We start from the raw sequence: 14470 nt of genomic DNA, 5'->3' as shown, positions 1-14470 counted from the left end.
GTTTCATTACGATCTGTTCTTAAGACTCCTGGATGAGGAACGGATTGCGCCATTCCATCAGGGCGGCATAGTGGCATGATTCCTCATCCTCCAAATAGTTCTCCGCGATCCCGGCCGGCATCCTGCCGCAGCGAAGCAGAAAAGACAAAACCGGGTCATGGAGGTCGCCCTTCAGCACGGCGGCCACATACTGCTCGGGCTTAAGCTCGGCGGCATGACGATGGTAGCCCGGCAGACGTCCGCCGCCAAGCAGCCTTCCCTTGCCTAGATGCACGACCGTTTCGTACATCGTCTGCATCAGCCACTTCCCGATGCCGCTCTTGCGGTACTCGGGCCGGACGCATATATCCACGACATAGAGGGTGTCCCCCTCCGGATCGTGATTCCGGATATAGCCGCCGTCGGTTACGGTTGCCCAGTCATGGCTTCCGGCGAGGCTTCCATCCGTCAGCATGCCGGTCATGGACCCGATGATCTCCCCTTGCACGACGGCGCATAGAGCTCCTTCCGGGAAGCGGGCTGCATGCTCGCGGATCTGCTCCCGGTTCCAGAGCAGCTCCTGAGGATAAGGAGGCGGGAAGCTCGCTTCCTGCACCCGGATCAACCCCTCCGCATCTTCAAGGCCGTAGCGGCGAATCGTCGCTTCTACCGGCTTGCCTGCGTGGATCACGTAGAGTTTTTTCAGCATCCGATGATTCCTTCCTTCTCCCCCGCTTCTGTCAGCTCCAATCTCCATACAGATCCGTACGCCGGTCTCTCCATGTCGTTACGGATCCGCTCCGGCGGACGTCCTCGAGCAAGGACAGGTCAAGGTCGGCCACGATCAGCATATCGCGGTTTTCCGTGCCTTCGCACATGATGCCCTTCGGAGGGAACGGAATATCGTTCGGAGTAATGACGGCCGCCTGGCCGTAATTGGCTCTCATGAAGTCTACCCGGCGCAAGGAACCGACCGTTCCGGTCGCCACGATATAGACCTGGTTCTCGACGGCCCGGGCATGGCAGCAGTAGCGCACGCGGTAAAAGCCGTGGCGGTCATCCGTGCAGGAAGGACAGAAGATGACGTCCGCCCCTTTGGCCCGGGCCATGCGCACGATTTCGGGAAACTCGATGTCGTAGCAAGTCAGCATCGCGATCCTGCCGTACCGAGTGTCGAACACTTCCAGGCCGTCTCCGGCGGACATGTTCCATTCCTCCACCTCGGTCGGCGTCAGATGGATCTTGGCTTGCGTGCGCATGCTCCCGTCGGGTCCGAACAAATACGCCGTGTTCCTCAGCTTGCCTTCCGCCGTGCGGACGACGTGGGTGCCTGCAATGATGTACATGCCGTATTCCTGAGCAAGGCCGGCGAACAGCCCTTCGTACGCCTCCGTGAAATCCGGCAGCGACTGTATGCCCTGCGCTTGGCCATCCTCCCCTCTGATGCTGAGGAGCTGCGTCGTCATGAATTCCGGGAACAGCACGAACTGGGTTCCATATTCCGAGGCGTTGCGGACATAATGGGCGGCTTGAGCGGCGAATTCGTCAAAGGAATCGATATCGGCCAGCTCATACTGGACCGCACTTACGCGGAATTTCATTATTAACCTCCTTTAATATACAGCCAACCAATTATGAGAGGATTCTCATCGTATTCTCATAAAGCCCTTTGCATCGCGATTTGGTTGGGTTTTCTTTCTTTCTGGAAATGATTAGGATACAAAAGGTGTGTTATGATCCTTTTTGTAAGCAACACAACATATTCAACGTACACCATGATGGAGGGACACCACAAGACATGCGCACAAGCAAATGGAAAAAAACAATCATGAACATCGGCCTATGCTCTGTCATTGGAGTGTCGGGACTCGCTCTTGGCTCTGCATCGACAGCACATGCCGCGACGCCGCAGGCTGAAAAGCTTCTCTCCTACGGCAAGCAGTACTTAGGCGTTCCTTACCGCCTCGGAGCTCCAAGCGGCGTTACATACGCATTCGATTGCTCTTCGTTCACTCAATACGTCTACAAGAAAACCGGCGTCTCCCTGCCAAGGACTTCTACCCAGCAGGCGGCCAAAGGAGTCAAGGTGACCCGCGGCTATCTCAGCAAAGGCGATCTCGTCTTCTTCACCGGCAGCTCCGGCAAGAGCATCGGCCACGTCGCCATCTACGCCGGCTCCAACAAGATCCTGCACACATACGGCAAAACAGGCGTGACGATCTCCAGCCTTGGAACCTCTTACTGGAACAATCACTACGTCACCGCCAAGCGCATCCTGTAGACAATCTTTTACGAATGATAAAAAATCCGCATCGCCTTCGTTACCGAAGGCGATGCGGATTTTTTGCTTCCCTGCGGCCATGAGGCCGCAGCGCTACCTGCCGCCGTTTCCTTTCAGCGTCTGCGGGAATTGGAACGTAATCGTCGTTCCTTTGCCCGGCTTGCTGAACACGTCGATCTGCCCTTCATGAAGCTCTACGATTCTCTTGGCGATCGACAGCCCGAGTCCGACGCCGCCGGTCGTGCGGCCCCGCGCCCCGTCCACGCGGTAAAACCGCTCGAACAGATAAGGAATCTCGTTCTCGGGAATGCCGATGCCCTTGTCCGTCACCTGGACGCGCACGGACTGCTTGACCGCGCTCACCGTGACATCGATCGGCTCCTTGCTGTACTTGATGGCGTTGTCCAGCAGGATGACGAGCAGCTGGCGGATCTTGTCCTTGTCGCCCGACATCTTCAGTCCGCCTGCGGAAGTATGGACCCGGATCGGGCGCTGGAACGTCGCCTGCAGCATGCCGGCCATCTCGTCGACCATCTGCACGACGTCGAACGTCTCCAGATTCAGCCAATCCTCTTGCTCCGCTTCGGCCAGCATGAGCATCGACTTGGTGAGGTTCTGCAGGCGCTCCGCCTCCTTGGCGATCGCATCGATCGCCTCTTCGCGGACCGCGGCGTCGTCGCGGCCCCAGCGCTTCAGCATGCCCGCGTAGCTGACGATGACGGTCAGCGGCGTCTTCAGCTCATGCGACGCATCCGCGACGAACTGCTTTTGACGGGCAAACGTGCGGTCCAGCCTCTCGATCATCTGATTGAAGGCGCGAAGGAGCTGAAGCAGCTCGGCCGACTCCTCCTTGTCTCCCATCTCGATCTTCCGCAGCTTGCCGCTGCGGTCGATCTCCCTCATCGTCTGCACCATTTGCTGGATCGGGGCTGTCAGCCTCGAGGTGAACCAGTACGTGCCGAAGATCGCGAAGAGGATGGCGCCGATGCTGGTCACGGACAAAGCCGCTACGAGCACCTTCATGTAGCTGTCCTGCAGGTTGAGCTTGCGCTCGATCTCAAGCATGCCGATGATTTCGGAATCCTGATACAGCGGCACCTTCATGAACAGAACCCTCGTGCTGCCGACGAACCTTTCCCCGGACTCCCGGTAGGCGACGAACTTGACCGGGAGCGCCAGAAGGTCGGTATCGGAGCCCTGCAGATTGACCGTCTTGCCTTCCGGACTGATGATCCGGATCAGCTCGTTGACGTTGTAGAACTCCCTGAGCAGCCCTTCGTCCGCCAGATGCGTCTTGTCGTTCAGCTTGTTGTTCTCCAGAATCAGGTTCACCTTGTTCATCATGACCTGCTGCTCGCTGCGCGTCGTGATCTTCGTCATGAACAAGTAGACGAAGATGTTGAACAGGATGAGGATGAAGATGAGCCAGAAGATCGTGAATAGGGTGAACCGCTTGCGGAGAGTCATGCCTCCGGCTCCTTCATCATGTAGCCGACTCCGCGCACCGTATGGATCAGTTTGTGGCGGAAGCCCTTGTCCAGCTTCTGGCGGAGGTACCGGATATACACGTCGACGAGATTCGTCTCGCCCATGAAATCGTACCCCCATACTTCGGACAGGATTTCTTCCCGGGACTTCTCTTCGTTCTTATGCTGCGCCAAATAGACGAGCAGCTCGAACTCGCGCGGCGTCAGGTCGATGGCGAGCTCTTTGCGGAATACTTTGCGCGTGCGCAGCTCGACCGTCAGATCGCCGATCTTGAGCAGATCGGAGCCTTCGGATTCCTTCGGATTCTGCTGGAAGATGCGCAGCAGATTGCGCACGCGCGCCAGCAGCTCCTCCATCGCGAAGGGCTTGGTGATGTAATCGTTGGCGCCGTGCTCGAATCCGCTGACCTTGTCCGGCACCGTATCCCGGGCTGTGATGAGAATGACGGGGATGGGATTGCCTGCCTGGCGGAGCCGGCGCAGCACCTCGATGCCGTTCAGCTCCGGCAGCATGACGTCGAGCAGGACCAGGTCCCACTCTCCCGAGGATGCCTGCATGAAGCCGCTGCGCCCGTCCGGTGCATGGCCGACATGATAGCCTTCATGCTCCAGCTCCAGCTGGAGGATGCGCGCGATGCTTTCTTCATCCTCGATAACCAGCACACGTTCATTCATTCTTGGATGTCACCTGCTTTCCGGTAGATTGGCGGCGCCGCCGCCTGGCTGCCAAGACGGCTGTCAAGATCCGGAACCGCGGTCGACGGATCCTGACCGCCGGAATCTCATGATGCCCGCTTGAACAGCAAGCCCTATATCAGTTCTGTGCCTGCTGCTCCATCGACCAGGCTTCGACATCCCAAGTCTTCGTCACCCAATCCTCATAAAAATCAGGTTCGTGGGAGACAAGGACGATCGTGCCCCGGTAGGACTGGAGCGCGCGCTTGAGCTCGGCTTTGGCTACGACGTCCAGATGGTTCGTCGGTTCGTCGAAGAGGATCCAGTTGCTCTCGCGCAGCATCAGCTTGCACAGCCGCACTTTGGCCTGCTCGCCTCCGCTCAGTTGGCTCAGGCTGCGGGTGATATGCTCGTTCTTGAGGCCGCAGCGGGCAAGAGCCGCGCGAACCTCATGCTGGTTCATGAAAGAGAACTCGTTCCAAACATCCTCGAGCGGCGTCAGCCCTGGAGCCTTCGCTTCCTGCTCGAAGTAGGCCGGCAGCAGGTAATCGCCGCGGTAAACCGTTCCGTCGAGCGGCTCGATGCGGCCCAAAATGGTTTTCAAGAGCGTCGATTTGCCGACGCCGTTGCAGCCGACGATGGCGATTTTGTCGCCGCGCTCGATGAGCATGTCCATCTTCGGAAGAAGCGGGCTCGAGTAGCCGATGGAGAGGCCTTTCGCCTCGAAGATCGTCTTGCCGCTCGTCCGCCCTTCGTTGAAGGTGAACGTCGGCTTCCCCGCTTCTTCCGGCTTGTCGATGCGTTCGATCCGGTCCAATTGCTTTTCGCGGCTCTTCGCCCGGCCGGAGGTGGAAGCCCTGGCTTTGTTGCGCTGGATGAAGTCTTCCTGCTTCTTGATGAACTCCTGCTGCTTCTCGTATGCTCCCAGATGCTGGGCTTTATTCATCTCGGCCATTTCCAGGAATTTCTCGTAGTTGCCTGTGTAGCGGGTCAGGCGTGAAAATTCCAGGTGATAGATGACGCTGACGACTGCGTTCATGAAGCCGGTATCATGGGATATCAGAATGAAGGCATGGGGATAATTGCGCAGATAGTTCGCCAGCCAGGAGATATGCTCATCATCCAAATAGTTCGTAGGCTCGTCGAGCAGTAGGACCGTAGGCTTCTCCAGCAGAAGCTTGGCGAGCAGTACTTTGGTCCTTTGTCCGCCGCTGAGCGCCGTGACGTCGCGGTCGAGGCCGATGGCGCTGAGCCCGAGGCCGTTCGCCATTTCATCCACCTTCACGTCGAGCAGGTAGTAATCCCCGATCTCGAGCTCTTCCTGGATCTCGCCCATGCGTTCCAGCAGCACGTCCAGGTCGGCGTCCGGCTCGCCCATGGCGGCCGTCACCTCGTTCAGCTCCTTCTCCAGCTCCAGCAGCGGCCCGAAGGCGTCGCGCAGCACGTCGCGGATCGTCTTGCCCGCTTCCAGCTTCGTATGCTGGTCGAGGTAGCCGTAACGGATCTTAGGCGTCCATTCTACTCTGCCCTCGTCCTTCAGCTGCTTGCCGGTCAGGATATTCATCATCGTCGATTTGCCGGTGCCGTTCGCGCCGACCAATCCTACGCGCTCGCCTGCGAGCAGGCGGAACGACACGTCCCTGAACAGGACGCGGTCTCCGAATGTATGCGATAAATTTTCAACGGTCAGTAAGCTCATGTAAGTTCCATTCTCCATTCCTGTCTTTATGCAGAGAAAATATCCCGATTAGGGTTCCTAATGGGATATTGTATCACATTATGGGGCTTCTTGGCTCCCCCTTCCGCGAAGAGGCAATGATCGCCATGTTGGAAGCGGATTACATTCCGCCGCCTGCGGCAGGTCCGGCCGGATGACTAGGCCGCTGCCGTTTTTTTGTTGAAAAAGAACAACATCGAAGCCGCCAGCAGAAGGAGCAGAATGCCGATGGCGACGCTCGCAGTGCCGTTTTCATAAGAAATCATCAGCAACAGCTCCCAGCGGGTTGTTGGACCGGAATCGGGGCCGCTGTTGTAAGGGTGCGCATAAGCAATGGGCAAAAGCCCGAAAACGATCAGGGCTATCCCTAGAGCCGCCATCAGAATATAGCCTGCTTTCATAACCGCACCTCCTGCTTCTCTTTTCGTCATTTTACCATAAATTGGAGAAAAAATGCGAGCGTCTGCATTGTCTAGGGAATAGGACATCAGCTGCCTGAAACGGACTCGGATCACGAAGCTCCATGCAGAAATCGTTTTGATCCTCTATCCCGGAAGCATTTCCGACAAAGCGGCCAATGCCTGGCGAAGCGCAGCGGCCGATTTCCCTTTTCGCGGCAGCGGCATCCCTCTCCAGAGCAGCGCGTACCATTCGGACGGCTCCAAATAAGGGATTACGATGGCCGGCTTTTCCGGAAGCAGCGCCAGCCATTCCGCCCTATCCGGAAACGGAGCGTCCTTGCATGCCGCCCACACCGTAGGGAGCCCCGCAGCTTCCCGCATCCGCAGCAGCCGGTTCAGGCCGGCGATCCTCGCTTTGCTCCACCGTGCGGGATTGGGATCCGCGCAGACGACGAGCAGCCCGGAAACGGAAGCCCACTCTTCCGCCAAGGCGACTTCATGCCAGCGGGAGGACCAGTCGACGATAACGGCGCCCTCCCCGCCTCCCGAAGCCATCAGGCGGAAGCGCGCATCCTGATCGGCGGCCGCGGCGGGAGCAGGCTCGGGATGGAGCACCTGCCACGATGCGCGGACGCTTCCGAGACGCCGGTAGCGAGGGTCGGGCCCGTCCGGCGCAGGCGGCAGCACCGGACTCCCGATCAAGGCGCAATATTCCGGCTCTCCTCCAGGAGCCTCGATCAGCTGGAACGGCTGGCCCGTCTCCTCCAAATGCCGAGCAAGCATCAGGCTCAAAAACGTCGCCCCGCTGCCCGGTGAGAGAGACAGCACCGACACGGTTCCGGGCAAAGCGCCTCCGGCAAGGCCGAATGCAGATGCCTTGCCCTTGCCGGACAAGCCCGCGCCGGCGCTATCGGCCCATAATCGGATTTCCCTGGCCGCATCCTCCATGGAATGCAGCCGGTCTTCCGGCCGCCGCTCCAGCATGTTCAAGAGCCATGGAGGCAGCCGTTCCCCTGCGCTCCTCGCTTGGAATCCATCGCGGGACTCGCTTCCGATCATCAGCCAACGAATGAGACATCCAAGTCCGTATACGTCGGTGCGGGAATCGCTCTGTCCTCCCGACTCCTGCTCCGGAGCCGCAAAACCCGGCGTTCCCAGACGGCGCGTATCGGACCGGCTGCCCGGCTTGTAGCTGCGAGCGATGCCGAAGTCGATGAGCCTGACCCTTCCCTCCTTGTCGATCATGACGTTGGACGGCTTCAAGTCCCGGTGGATGACAGGAGGCTGCTGGCGATGCAAATACGACAGCGCCGAGCACAGCTGCAGCGATACCGCCGCCGTCTCATGGAGTTCCAGCCCTCTGCCCCGCGCGCGGACCGCTTGCTCAAGAGTCTGGCCATCGATGTAGTCCATGACGAGCATCTCGGCGGACGCCGAGTTCGGAGGATAATAATCCAGGAGCTGAGGCAAGTGGGGGTGCTCGAGACGCATGAGCATGAAGGCTTCCTCCGCCGTCAGCGCAGCATGGTTGGCTGCATTTATTTTTAATGCCCTTAATTTATTGTTCAGCCGGGTATCCTCCACGGCGTACACTCGGCTCATCCCTCCGCGCCCGATTTCCGCCGCCACCCTATACCGGCCGCCAACCAAGCTGCCTGCAGTCAAGCCATCCCGATGCGGATGAATATCAGCCGTATCTTCTTCCATGAACGCTCAGCCTCCCTATATCCGGCCTGGAATGCAAAAACCCGGCTATGGCGCAGCATCTCCAAAGAGAGCCTGCGCATAGCCGGGATGCTTTCCCGCTTGCCGCTTGTTATAAAATCGATGAGTTATTTCTTCTTCAAATACAGGGTCATTTCCTCCCTGTTGTGGAAAAGCTGCCTTGCGCCGAGAATGTCGAACGCCGTTGAAAGGCGGCTCTTCACTTCCCGGATCGTCTGCAGCGGCTTGCGATGCATCAGCTTGACCGTCACGATCGCCGTCCCGCCCTCCTGCAGCGCCGGGATGAGATCGAGGACAAGCTTGGTCATCTGCATCGGGCTCCAGCTCATATCGCAGACGAGCAGGTCGAATGTGCCTGGCTGGAAGCTGACTTCGGCCGCGTTTTTGCGCAGCACGGTCAAGGTCCGGTAAGACAGCAGCGACGGATGGAGCTCGGCTGGATCGATAGCGGTCACGCGGAGTCCCCGCTCCAGCAAGAGCGACGTCCACCCTCCCGGGGCGGCGCCGATGTCGAGCGCGTTCCGGAAGGCGGCATAATTCAGCCCGAACTCTCTTTCCGCTTCCAGCAGCTTGAACTTGGCCCTCGATATCTGTCCTTCTTCCTTCTGGAAACGTACAGCTCCGCCCGGCCAATCCGACAGCATCTCGGCAGGCGTTCCGATGCCGGCATACAGCGTATCCCGGGATGCGTATACCGCGACGAGAATCTCGGGATGCTTCTGTTCCGGCTCCGCCCCGCACTGCTCCAGCATCGCATCCGCAACGGCTTTTGTATCCGCCGCAGAATAAGGATAAGGGCTTCCTTCCGCTTTGCGGATGTGGACGCCTGTACGCTTGCCCTCGAGCTTGCCGCGAGAGAGCCGGATCCAATCGCTGAGCCAGTCCAGATCGTCCGCATCGGCCGAGATCGACCGAACCGCGTCCACGGGCTGCAGATGCCTAAGGAAAATCGGCTGCTCCGCCTTGATTGACGCCAGCACCGCCTCTTGTTCAAGCGGCACCTCGAAAAGAAAAGCTTCCCCTGGGGAAAGCTGCGTGATGGAGATGCCTTCGAACTGCCGCCGAAGCTCTTCCATCGCGTAGGACGCATAACTTTTATTCGCTGTTCCGATCCACTGACTCAACCTGCTGCACCATCCGTTCCTACTTTGATCCAAGGCCTGCCATGCGCCCATTCCACCGTCAACGGAAGCTCATAGGCATCGCCTAGCACGCTTTCCGACAACACTTCCTCCTTAGGTCCGGAAGCAAGCAGCCTCCCGTCCTGCAGCAAGGCGACATGAGTAAACATAGGCATGATTTCTTCCATATGATGAGTGACATAAATGACGGTCATGCTGCGGCTTCCAAGCTTGCCCGTCTCCGCGAGCAGCTTTTCGCGCTCGTACAGGTCCAGGCCGGAGCAAGGCTCGTCCAGAATCAGGATGGCCGGGTCGCTCATGAGCGCTCTCGCCAGCAGCACTTTCTTGCGCTCCCCCTGCGACAGCGTTCCGAACGGCTGCAGGGCGGCATGGCGAAGCCCGCACTCCTCAAGGAGTCTCAGCGCCTTGCCCCGCACCTCTTCCGGGATCTCTTGATAAAAGCGCAAAAAAGCATACTCCCCGGTAGCCACCACTTCCCATACCGGGTCGGCAAGAGCCAGCTTCTCCACGAGCGACTGGCTGATGTAGCCGATCCTCTTGCGGACCTCGCGGACATCGCATTCCCCGTATCGGTTGCCCAGCACCTCGACTGTCCCGGAAGTGGGGAACATATATCCCGTCAGCATTTCGAGCAGCGTCGTTTTGCCGGAGCCGTTGCGGCCCAGCACGACCCACTGCTCGCCCGGCTGCACGGTCAGGCTTACGTCCTGCAAAATCTCGCGTTCCTCTCGCTGCAGCCTCAAATGTTGCAAAGATATGATTGCCATGCTGCTCACCCGTTCTTCTCTTGAATTGATGCGGCATCCGCCGCTTCGCCGCCTGCCGCCCTGGCAAGTGTCTCTTCCGGCATGGAGGCATAGGAAAGACGGCTTCCTTCTGGAAGGGAGTCCGACAGCAGCTTGTACATCATTCGCCTGCCTTCCGTACTGGATGTATGCAGATAGATTTCCTGCGGATAACGGCCGCTCTCCGCGATATAGCGGGCAACTTCGATTCCCGTAGGCTGGCCCCAGCCGAGGTCGAAATCCAGGGAGAGGATGCCGATGTCCTCGGAAGCGACGAGGGCGATGCACTCCTCGGCATTGCGGGCGTGGACGAAGCCTTCCGGACAACGGCGGAAATCATCTAAATAGACATGGATCAAGTCCGTTCCTCCCATGACTTCATGATCGACAGCTGCTCGCGGTGCGTGCCGTCTGCGCCGGAAGCCGTCTCAAGGACGGCAGGAATGCCGGGGAGCGCTTCAAGCAGCCACCGGAGTCCGGCATCGCCTACAACGCCTTCGCCCAGCCGGGCATGGCGGTCGCGCCGCGAACCGCTGCCGTATGCGGAGTCGTTGAAATGAAGGGCGGCGATATGGTCCAGGCTGCCGGCCCTCTTCGCGTCGGCATGCCACTGCGCCCCGGCATCGCCTTTCCAAATTCCGCTCGCGAACAGATGGCAGCTGTCGAGGCAGAAAGCGATCTTGGCGGGCTCGCGGCAGAGCGAGCGCACTTGCGCCAGCTCCTCCAGCGTCATGCCCATGAAGCCGTGATTGCCGGCTTGATTCTCGATGAGCAGCTTGCATTTGCCGTCCCAGCTGCTTGTGATTCCATCCAGCGTCCCGATCATCAGCCGGTAGCCTTCCAGCGGATCCGCGCCTTTGTAGATGCCGAAATGGACGACGACGCCAAGCGATCCGCATGCCTCCGCGATGTCGAGATCGTTGAGCAAGGATTCGGCTGTCCGCTCGCGGACGGAAGCATCCTCCGAAGCCAGGTTGTTCGGATAAGGGGAATGGGCGATGGACGACAGTCCATGCTCCTGACACCATTCCTTGCAGCGCTGGGCGTCGCGGCGATCGAAAGCTTTGACGCCGAGACTCCGCGGATTTTTCGGGAAGTATTGGAAAGAGCCGCAGCCGAGGGCCGAAGCCCTTTCCGCCGCGGCCCGGTATCCCCCTCTAGTGCTGAGATGGCAGCCGATCCGGTTGTCTGGCATGGCTCAGGATTCCTTCTGGCAATCCGGACAAAAGAATACTTTGCGCGAAGACATTTCATGCTGCTCGATCGTCCCGCCGCAGCGGTAGCATTCGCCGCCCGGACGGTCATAGACTTTGCAATCGTCGTTATAGCCGCCTGTCGACTCGTCGCCGGCCTGGAACGGATTTTCCATATAACCGCCTCGGGTGCGCGCTTCCAGCAGCATGGAATGCATCGCATCGTACAGCCGCGCGAAGGACTCCTCGCTCAGGCCGCCTAGCTTGGCGTCCGGGCGCAGCTTCGCTTCCCAGGCGATCTCGTCGGAATAACAGTTGCCGATGCCGGCGATGACGCTCTGGTCCACCAGCACCGTCTTCAAGGCGCTCCGCTTCTTGGCCAGGAGCCTGGAGGTGAACGCGGCCAGCGTCAATCTCGGATCGAAAGGCTCGGGACCGAGCGCGGCAAGCTTCCCTTCGGTTTCCTTGGCGGAGAGCAGATGCAGGTAACCGAGCCTCAGTCCGATGAAATACAGGTTGCCGCTGTCGAGGTCCAATTGAACCTGAACGGTTCTGTCTGGCCGCTCTTCTTCGGAGCCGTAAAACATCCAGCCCCCCAGCATGAGATGCAGGAGCAGCCTTTCTCCGTTGTCCAAATGAAAAATCAAATGCTTTCCGCGCCGCTCGACGAACCAGATCGTACGGCCCTCCAGCCTGGAGACGAACTCGCCGGCCGGCAGATTGACCGACTTCTCCCGCTCGACGGCGACTTTGCGGATCCGCTGTCCGGCGACGGAAGCGCCCAGCAGCATCCGATAGTGGTCCATTTCAGGATATTCCGGCATGAAGTCTCGCTTCCTTTCCCTCGTGTTGTTCTTTTTATCGCCCTATGTACTTCAATATATACGATTGCAGATCGGCTAGCGAGCCGCAGACGGCATCGGGCTCGGCATCCGCCGCTTCCGCGTAGCGGGCATAATTGTCCGGGCTCGTCAGTCCCGTCAGCACGAGAATCGTGCCGCAGCCGCTGTTCTTGCCCGCGGCGATGTCGGTCGCCAAGTTATCGCCGACGACCCATACCTCCTCTGCCGTCAAGCCGATCCTTTCCAGCGAATAATCCATCAGGATCTTCTCCGGCTTGCCGATGACGACAGGCTTCGCTCCCGACGCGGCGGCAAGCATCGCCCCGATGGAGCCCGCTCCCGGAAAGAGGCCTCCATGGGAAGGCAGCAGCAGATCCGGATTCGTCAGGATGAATTCCGCTCCCGCCAGCAGCTCTCTCACCGCCTCGGAAGCCTTGGCGTAGGAGAAGGCGCGGTCGATGCCCTGGACGACGAGATCGGCATCCCGTTCGACCAGCATCAGGCCCGCTTGCTCCAGCTCTGCCGCCAAGCCTTCTTCCCCGATCAGGAACACCTTGCCGCCCGGAAAGCGTTCGGCCGCATATCGCGCTGCCGCCTGGGAAGAGGTGCATACTTCGTCGGCTTCCGCATCCACGCCCATATCCCGCAGCCTCTTCGCGACGGCTTCGGGACTGGAGGAGGAGTTGTTCGTCACATATTTGTAGGGAACTCCGGCATCACGAAGCGCCCTCACAAGAGAACCGGCCCCATCGACAGCCTTCTCGCCCCGATAGACCGTTCCGTCGAGGTCGAGCAGGAGGCCGCCGATCGGCCGGTCCGGCGCCGGCATTCCCGGCAAGCTGTACGTTTTCTTCATCTGTCAACCTCCAGCATGGCGCCGCTCCCTCCGCATTTGCGGCGGAGCCTGTCGCGCCGCTTGAGCAAAGCTTCCTGCTCGGCCCGCCGCTTGGCGCTGCGGTAATCATGCGGCCTGCCCGCGAACAGCTCGATCGCTTCCTCCGCATAGGCGAGAGCCGAGTGGACATCCTTGAGCTTGTGCTCGTAGAACATGGCCAGCTCCACATGGGCGTCCACGTTCGGAATAAGCGCCGTCCTCATGCAGGCGGCGGCTTTCTGCCACAATACCACAGCCCGGTCCCAATTGCCAGTTTTCTTCTCCCTCATCGCCAGCGTGTGCCAAGCCGAAGGAGCAGGCTTCTCCGAGGCTTCCACCAAGGCGAAAAGACGCTCGGCGTCAGCCGTCCGGCCCATCTTCTCCAGCCATAATCCGGTGCGCAGCCGCTCCTCGTTCTCCTCGGGCATCGGCGTCCGCTCTCCGACAGCGCCGGCGAGCAAATGGCCGAAGCGGATGCCCAGGCACGCAAGGGTGACCATATCCTGTTCGTTATGGCGGAATACGCCCTCAAGCACATCGGGATCGCCTTCCGCCAAATATTGAAAGTAGAGCGCCGGCGCCAGCGATCCCGGCACATCGTCCGTTCGGAAGATGCCGAGACGCTCTTCTTCGACATGGCTCAGCTTGCAGGAGACAAGCGTGTTTTTCCATATGCTTCTAGACGGATGGAGAAAATCCAGATGCAGCAGCTCAGGCGTCCCGCGGAAGCCGTTCATGATGAACCGGGATTGGACGAGCGGCCAGTCGAAGGAGCGCCCGTTGTACGTTCCTAGCCAGCGGAAGCGCGGCAGCAGGAGCAGCAGCTCCTGCAGCATCGCCCGCTCCTCGGCGGGATGGCGGATCAGGAACTGACGCAGGATGAAGGCTCCGTCTTCGAAATACGCCAGCCCCATCATGAACGGCACGTTGCCCGTTCCGGCTCCGAGGCCGGTCGTCTCCAGGTCGAGGAATAGGACGTTGCCGGCATCAGGCGCCTCGCCTGCGTCCGGATGGAAGGCGCCGAGCTGTCCGGCCGTTCCCGTCCACTCCGAGAGCGAATGATGCCCGCTCCGGTGGCCGAGCGGCAGCGTGATCCGCCTCTCCAGGCAATCGCCGGCTGCGTTGGCGACGAGCTTCACGCCGTGGCGGTCCCATTCCGGACCGGCCGAAGCAAGCCCGCCCGCTGCCGCTTCGGATGCAGATGCCTCCTGCATCGGGTCGTTCTCCAGAAGATCAGCGGCAGCAGGAGACCCGGCAGCTTGATCCTCTGCGGGTTTGATTCCTTTCAGCCGGTTCATTTTCTCGCGCAGGCTGCTCATGAGCCGCCTCCTCTCTTCTCGCGTCCTGTATCCTTCATTGCAAGCCTATC

Annotated in this window: 15 protein-coding genes; 1 reads left to right on the top strand and 14 read right to left on the bottom strand. The window is 59.8% G+C overall.

The genetic code is table 11. The annotated features are described in order from the left end of the window. Positions 1-19 precede the first annotated feature (19 nt). Both ACLBWT_RS19050 and ACLBWT_RS19045 read right to left on the bottom strand, forming a co-directional pair. A complete protein-coding gene (locus ACLBWT_RS19050; protein WP_447664700.1) occupies positions 20-688 on the bottom strand; it encodes a GNAT family N-acetyltransferase in 669 nt (222 codons plus the stop codon). 31 nt (positions 689-719) lie between these two features. Continuing rightward, a complete protein-coding gene (locus ACLBWT_RS19045; RefSeq protein ID WP_447664699.1) occupies positions 720-1580 on the bottom strand; it encodes a carbon-nitrogen hydrolase family protein in 861 nt (286 codons plus the stop codon). A 197-nt stretch (positions 1581-1777) separates the two neighbouring features. Here ACLBWT_RS19045 and ACLBWT_RS19040 point away from each other — a divergent pair, with 197 nt between their 5' ends. After that, positions 1778-2260 carry a C40 family peptidase gene (locus ACLBWT_RS19040; protein ID WP_447664698.1) on the top strand — a complete coding sequence of 161 codons (483 nt, stop codon included), beginning with the start codon at positions 1778-1780 and terminating at the stop codon, positions 2258-2260. Between the two features lie 93 nt (positions 2261-2353). On the opposite strand, the gene ACLBWT_RS19035 is transcribed toward ACLBWT_RS19040, so the two are convergent. From ACLBWT_RS19035 to ACLBWT_RS18980, 12 genes are all read right to left on the bottom strand, one after another. Next, positions 2354-3727, bottom strand: a complete 1374-nt coding sequence (locus ACLBWT_RS19035) for a HAMP domain-containing sensor histidine kinase (RefSeq protein WP_447664697.1) — start codon at positions 3725-3727, stop codon at positions 2354-2356. Next, a complete protein-coding gene (locus ACLBWT_RS19030; protein WP_447664696.1) occupies positions 3724-4422 on the bottom strand; it encodes a response regulator transcription factor in 699 nt (232 codons plus the stop codon). The genes ACLBWT_RS19035 and ACLBWT_RS19030 overlap by 4 nt, the downstream gene beginning before the upstream one ends. 139 nt (positions 4423-4561) lie before the next feature. Further along, positions 4562-6121 (bottom strand): ABC-F family ATP-binding cassette domain-containing protein, encoded by a 1560-nt coding sequence (locus ACLBWT_RS19025; protein WP_447664695.1) that lies wholly within the window; start codon positions 6119-6121, stop codon positions 4562-4564. A gap of 176 nt (positions 6122-6297) precedes the next feature. Continuing rightward, a complete protein-coding gene (locus ACLBWT_RS19020; RefSeq protein WP_447664694.1) occupies positions 6298-6540 on the bottom strand; it encodes a hypothetical protein in 243 nt (80 codons plus the stop codon). A gap of 144 nt (positions 6541-6684) precedes the next feature. Beyond that, positions 6685-8247 carry a serine/threonine-protein kinase gene (locus ACLBWT_RS19015; protein WP_447664693.1) on the bottom strand — a complete coding sequence of 521 codons (1563 nt, stop codon included), beginning with the start codon at positions 8245-8247 and terminating at the stop codon, positions 6685-6687. A 125-nt stretch (positions 8248-8372) separates the two neighbouring features. Continuing rightward, positions 8373-9389 carry an SAM-dependent methyltransferase gene (locus tag ACLBWT_RS19010; RefSeq protein WP_447664692.1) on the bottom strand — a complete coding sequence of 339 codons (1017 nt, stop codon included), beginning with the start codon at positions 9387-9389 and terminating at the stop codon, positions 8373-8375. Beyond that, on the bottom strand, positions 9386-10168 hold the full coding sequence (locus ACLBWT_RS19005) for an ABC transporter ATP-binding protein (RefSeq protein WP_447664758.1): 783 nt from the start codon (positions 10166-10168) through the stop codon (positions 9386-9388). Before ACLBWT_RS19005 ends, ACLBWT_RS19010 begins: the two co-directional genes overlap by 4 nt. 11 nt (positions 10169-10179) lie before the next feature. Then, on the bottom strand, positions 10180-10551 hold the full coding sequence (locus tag ACLBWT_RS19000) for a cyclic-phosphate processing receiver domain-containing protein (protein WP_447664691.1): 372 nt from the start codon (positions 10549-10551) through the stop codon (positions 10180-10182). Continuing rightward, a complete protein-coding gene (locus tag ACLBWT_RS18995; protein WP_447664690.1) occupies positions 10548-11387 on the bottom strand; it encodes a deoxyribonuclease IV in 840 nt (279 codons plus the stop codon). The genes ACLBWT_RS19000 and ACLBWT_RS18995 overlap by 4 nt, the downstream gene beginning before the upstream one ends. A gap of 3 nt (positions 11388-11390) precedes the next feature. Beyond that, a complete protein-coding gene (locus ACLBWT_RS18990; RefSeq protein WP_447664689.1) occupies positions 11391-12209 on the bottom strand; it encodes an Fpg/Nei family DNA glycosylase in 819 nt (272 codons plus the stop codon). 34 nt (positions 12210-12243) lie between these two features. Next, entirely contained in the window at positions 12244-13083 is an 840-nt protein-coding gene (locus ACLBWT_RS18985; protein ID WP_447664688.1) for an HAD-IIA family hydrolase, read from the bottom strand. After that, a complete protein-coding gene (locus ACLBWT_RS18980; RefSeq protein ID WP_447664687.1) occupies positions 13080-14420 on the bottom strand; it encodes a ribonuclease H-like domain-containing protein in 1341 nt (446 codons plus the stop codon). Before ACLBWT_RS18980 ends, ACLBWT_RS18985 begins: the two co-directional genes overlap by 4 nt. Positions 14421-14470: the final 50 nt, after the last annotated feature.

It is taken from the genome of Paenibacillus sp. D51F (assembly GCF_053345695.1).
This window is presented reverse-complemented; position numbering and strand designations above follow the sequence as displayed.

Excerpts from the sequence above, each read along its gene's own strand:
- ACLBWT_RS19050 (WP_447664700.1), bottom strand. The coding sequence starts at position 688 with ATGCTGAAAAAACTCTACGTGATCCACGCAGGCAAGCCGGTAGAAGCG.
- ACLBWT_RS19045 (WP_447664699.1), bottom strand. The coding sequence starts at position 1,580 with ATGAAATTCCGCGTAAGTGCGGTCCAGTATGAGCTGGCCGATATCGAT.
- ACLBWT_RS19040 (WP_447664698.1), top strand. The coding sequence starts at position 1,778 with ATGCGCACAAGCAAATGGAAAAAAACAATCATGAACATCGGCCTATGC.
- ACLBWT_RS19035 (WP_447664697.1), bottom strand. The coding sequence starts at position 3,727 with ATGACTCTCCGCAAGCGGTTCACCCTATTCACGATCTTCTGGCTCATC.
- ACLBWT_RS19030 (WP_447664696.1), bottom strand. The coding sequence starts at position 4,422 with ATGAATGAACGTGTGCTGGTTATCGAGGATGAAGAAAGCATCGCGCGC.
- ACLBWT_RS19025 (WP_447664695.1), bottom strand. The coding sequence starts at position 6,121 with ATGAGCTTACTGACCGTTGAAAATTTATCGCATACATTCGGAGACCGC.
- ACLBWT_RS19020 (WP_447664694.1), bottom strand. The coding sequence starts at position 6,540 with ATGAAAGCAGGCTATATTCTGATGGCGGCTCTAGGGATAGCCCTGATC.
- ACLBWT_RS19015 (WP_447664693.1), bottom strand. The coding sequence starts at position 8,247 with ATGGAAGAAGATACGGCTGATATTCATCCGCATCGGGATGGCTTGACT.
- ACLBWT_RS18995 (WP_447664690.1), bottom strand. The coding sequence starts at position 11,387 with ATGCCAGACAACCGGATCGGCTGCCATCTCAGCACTAGAGGGGGATAC.
- ACLBWT_RS18990 (WP_447664689.1), bottom strand. The coding sequence starts at position 12,209 with ATGCCGGAATATCCTGAAATGGACCACTATCGGATGCTGCTGGGCGCT.
- ACLBWT_RS18985 (WP_447664688.1), bottom strand. The coding sequence starts at position 13,083 with ATGAAGAAAACGTACAGCTTGCCGGGAATGCCGGCGCCGGACCGGCCG.
- ACLBWT_RS18980 (WP_447664687.1), bottom strand. The coding sequence starts at position 14,420 with ATGAGCAGCCTGCGCGAGAAAATGAACCGGCTGAAAGGAATCAAACCC.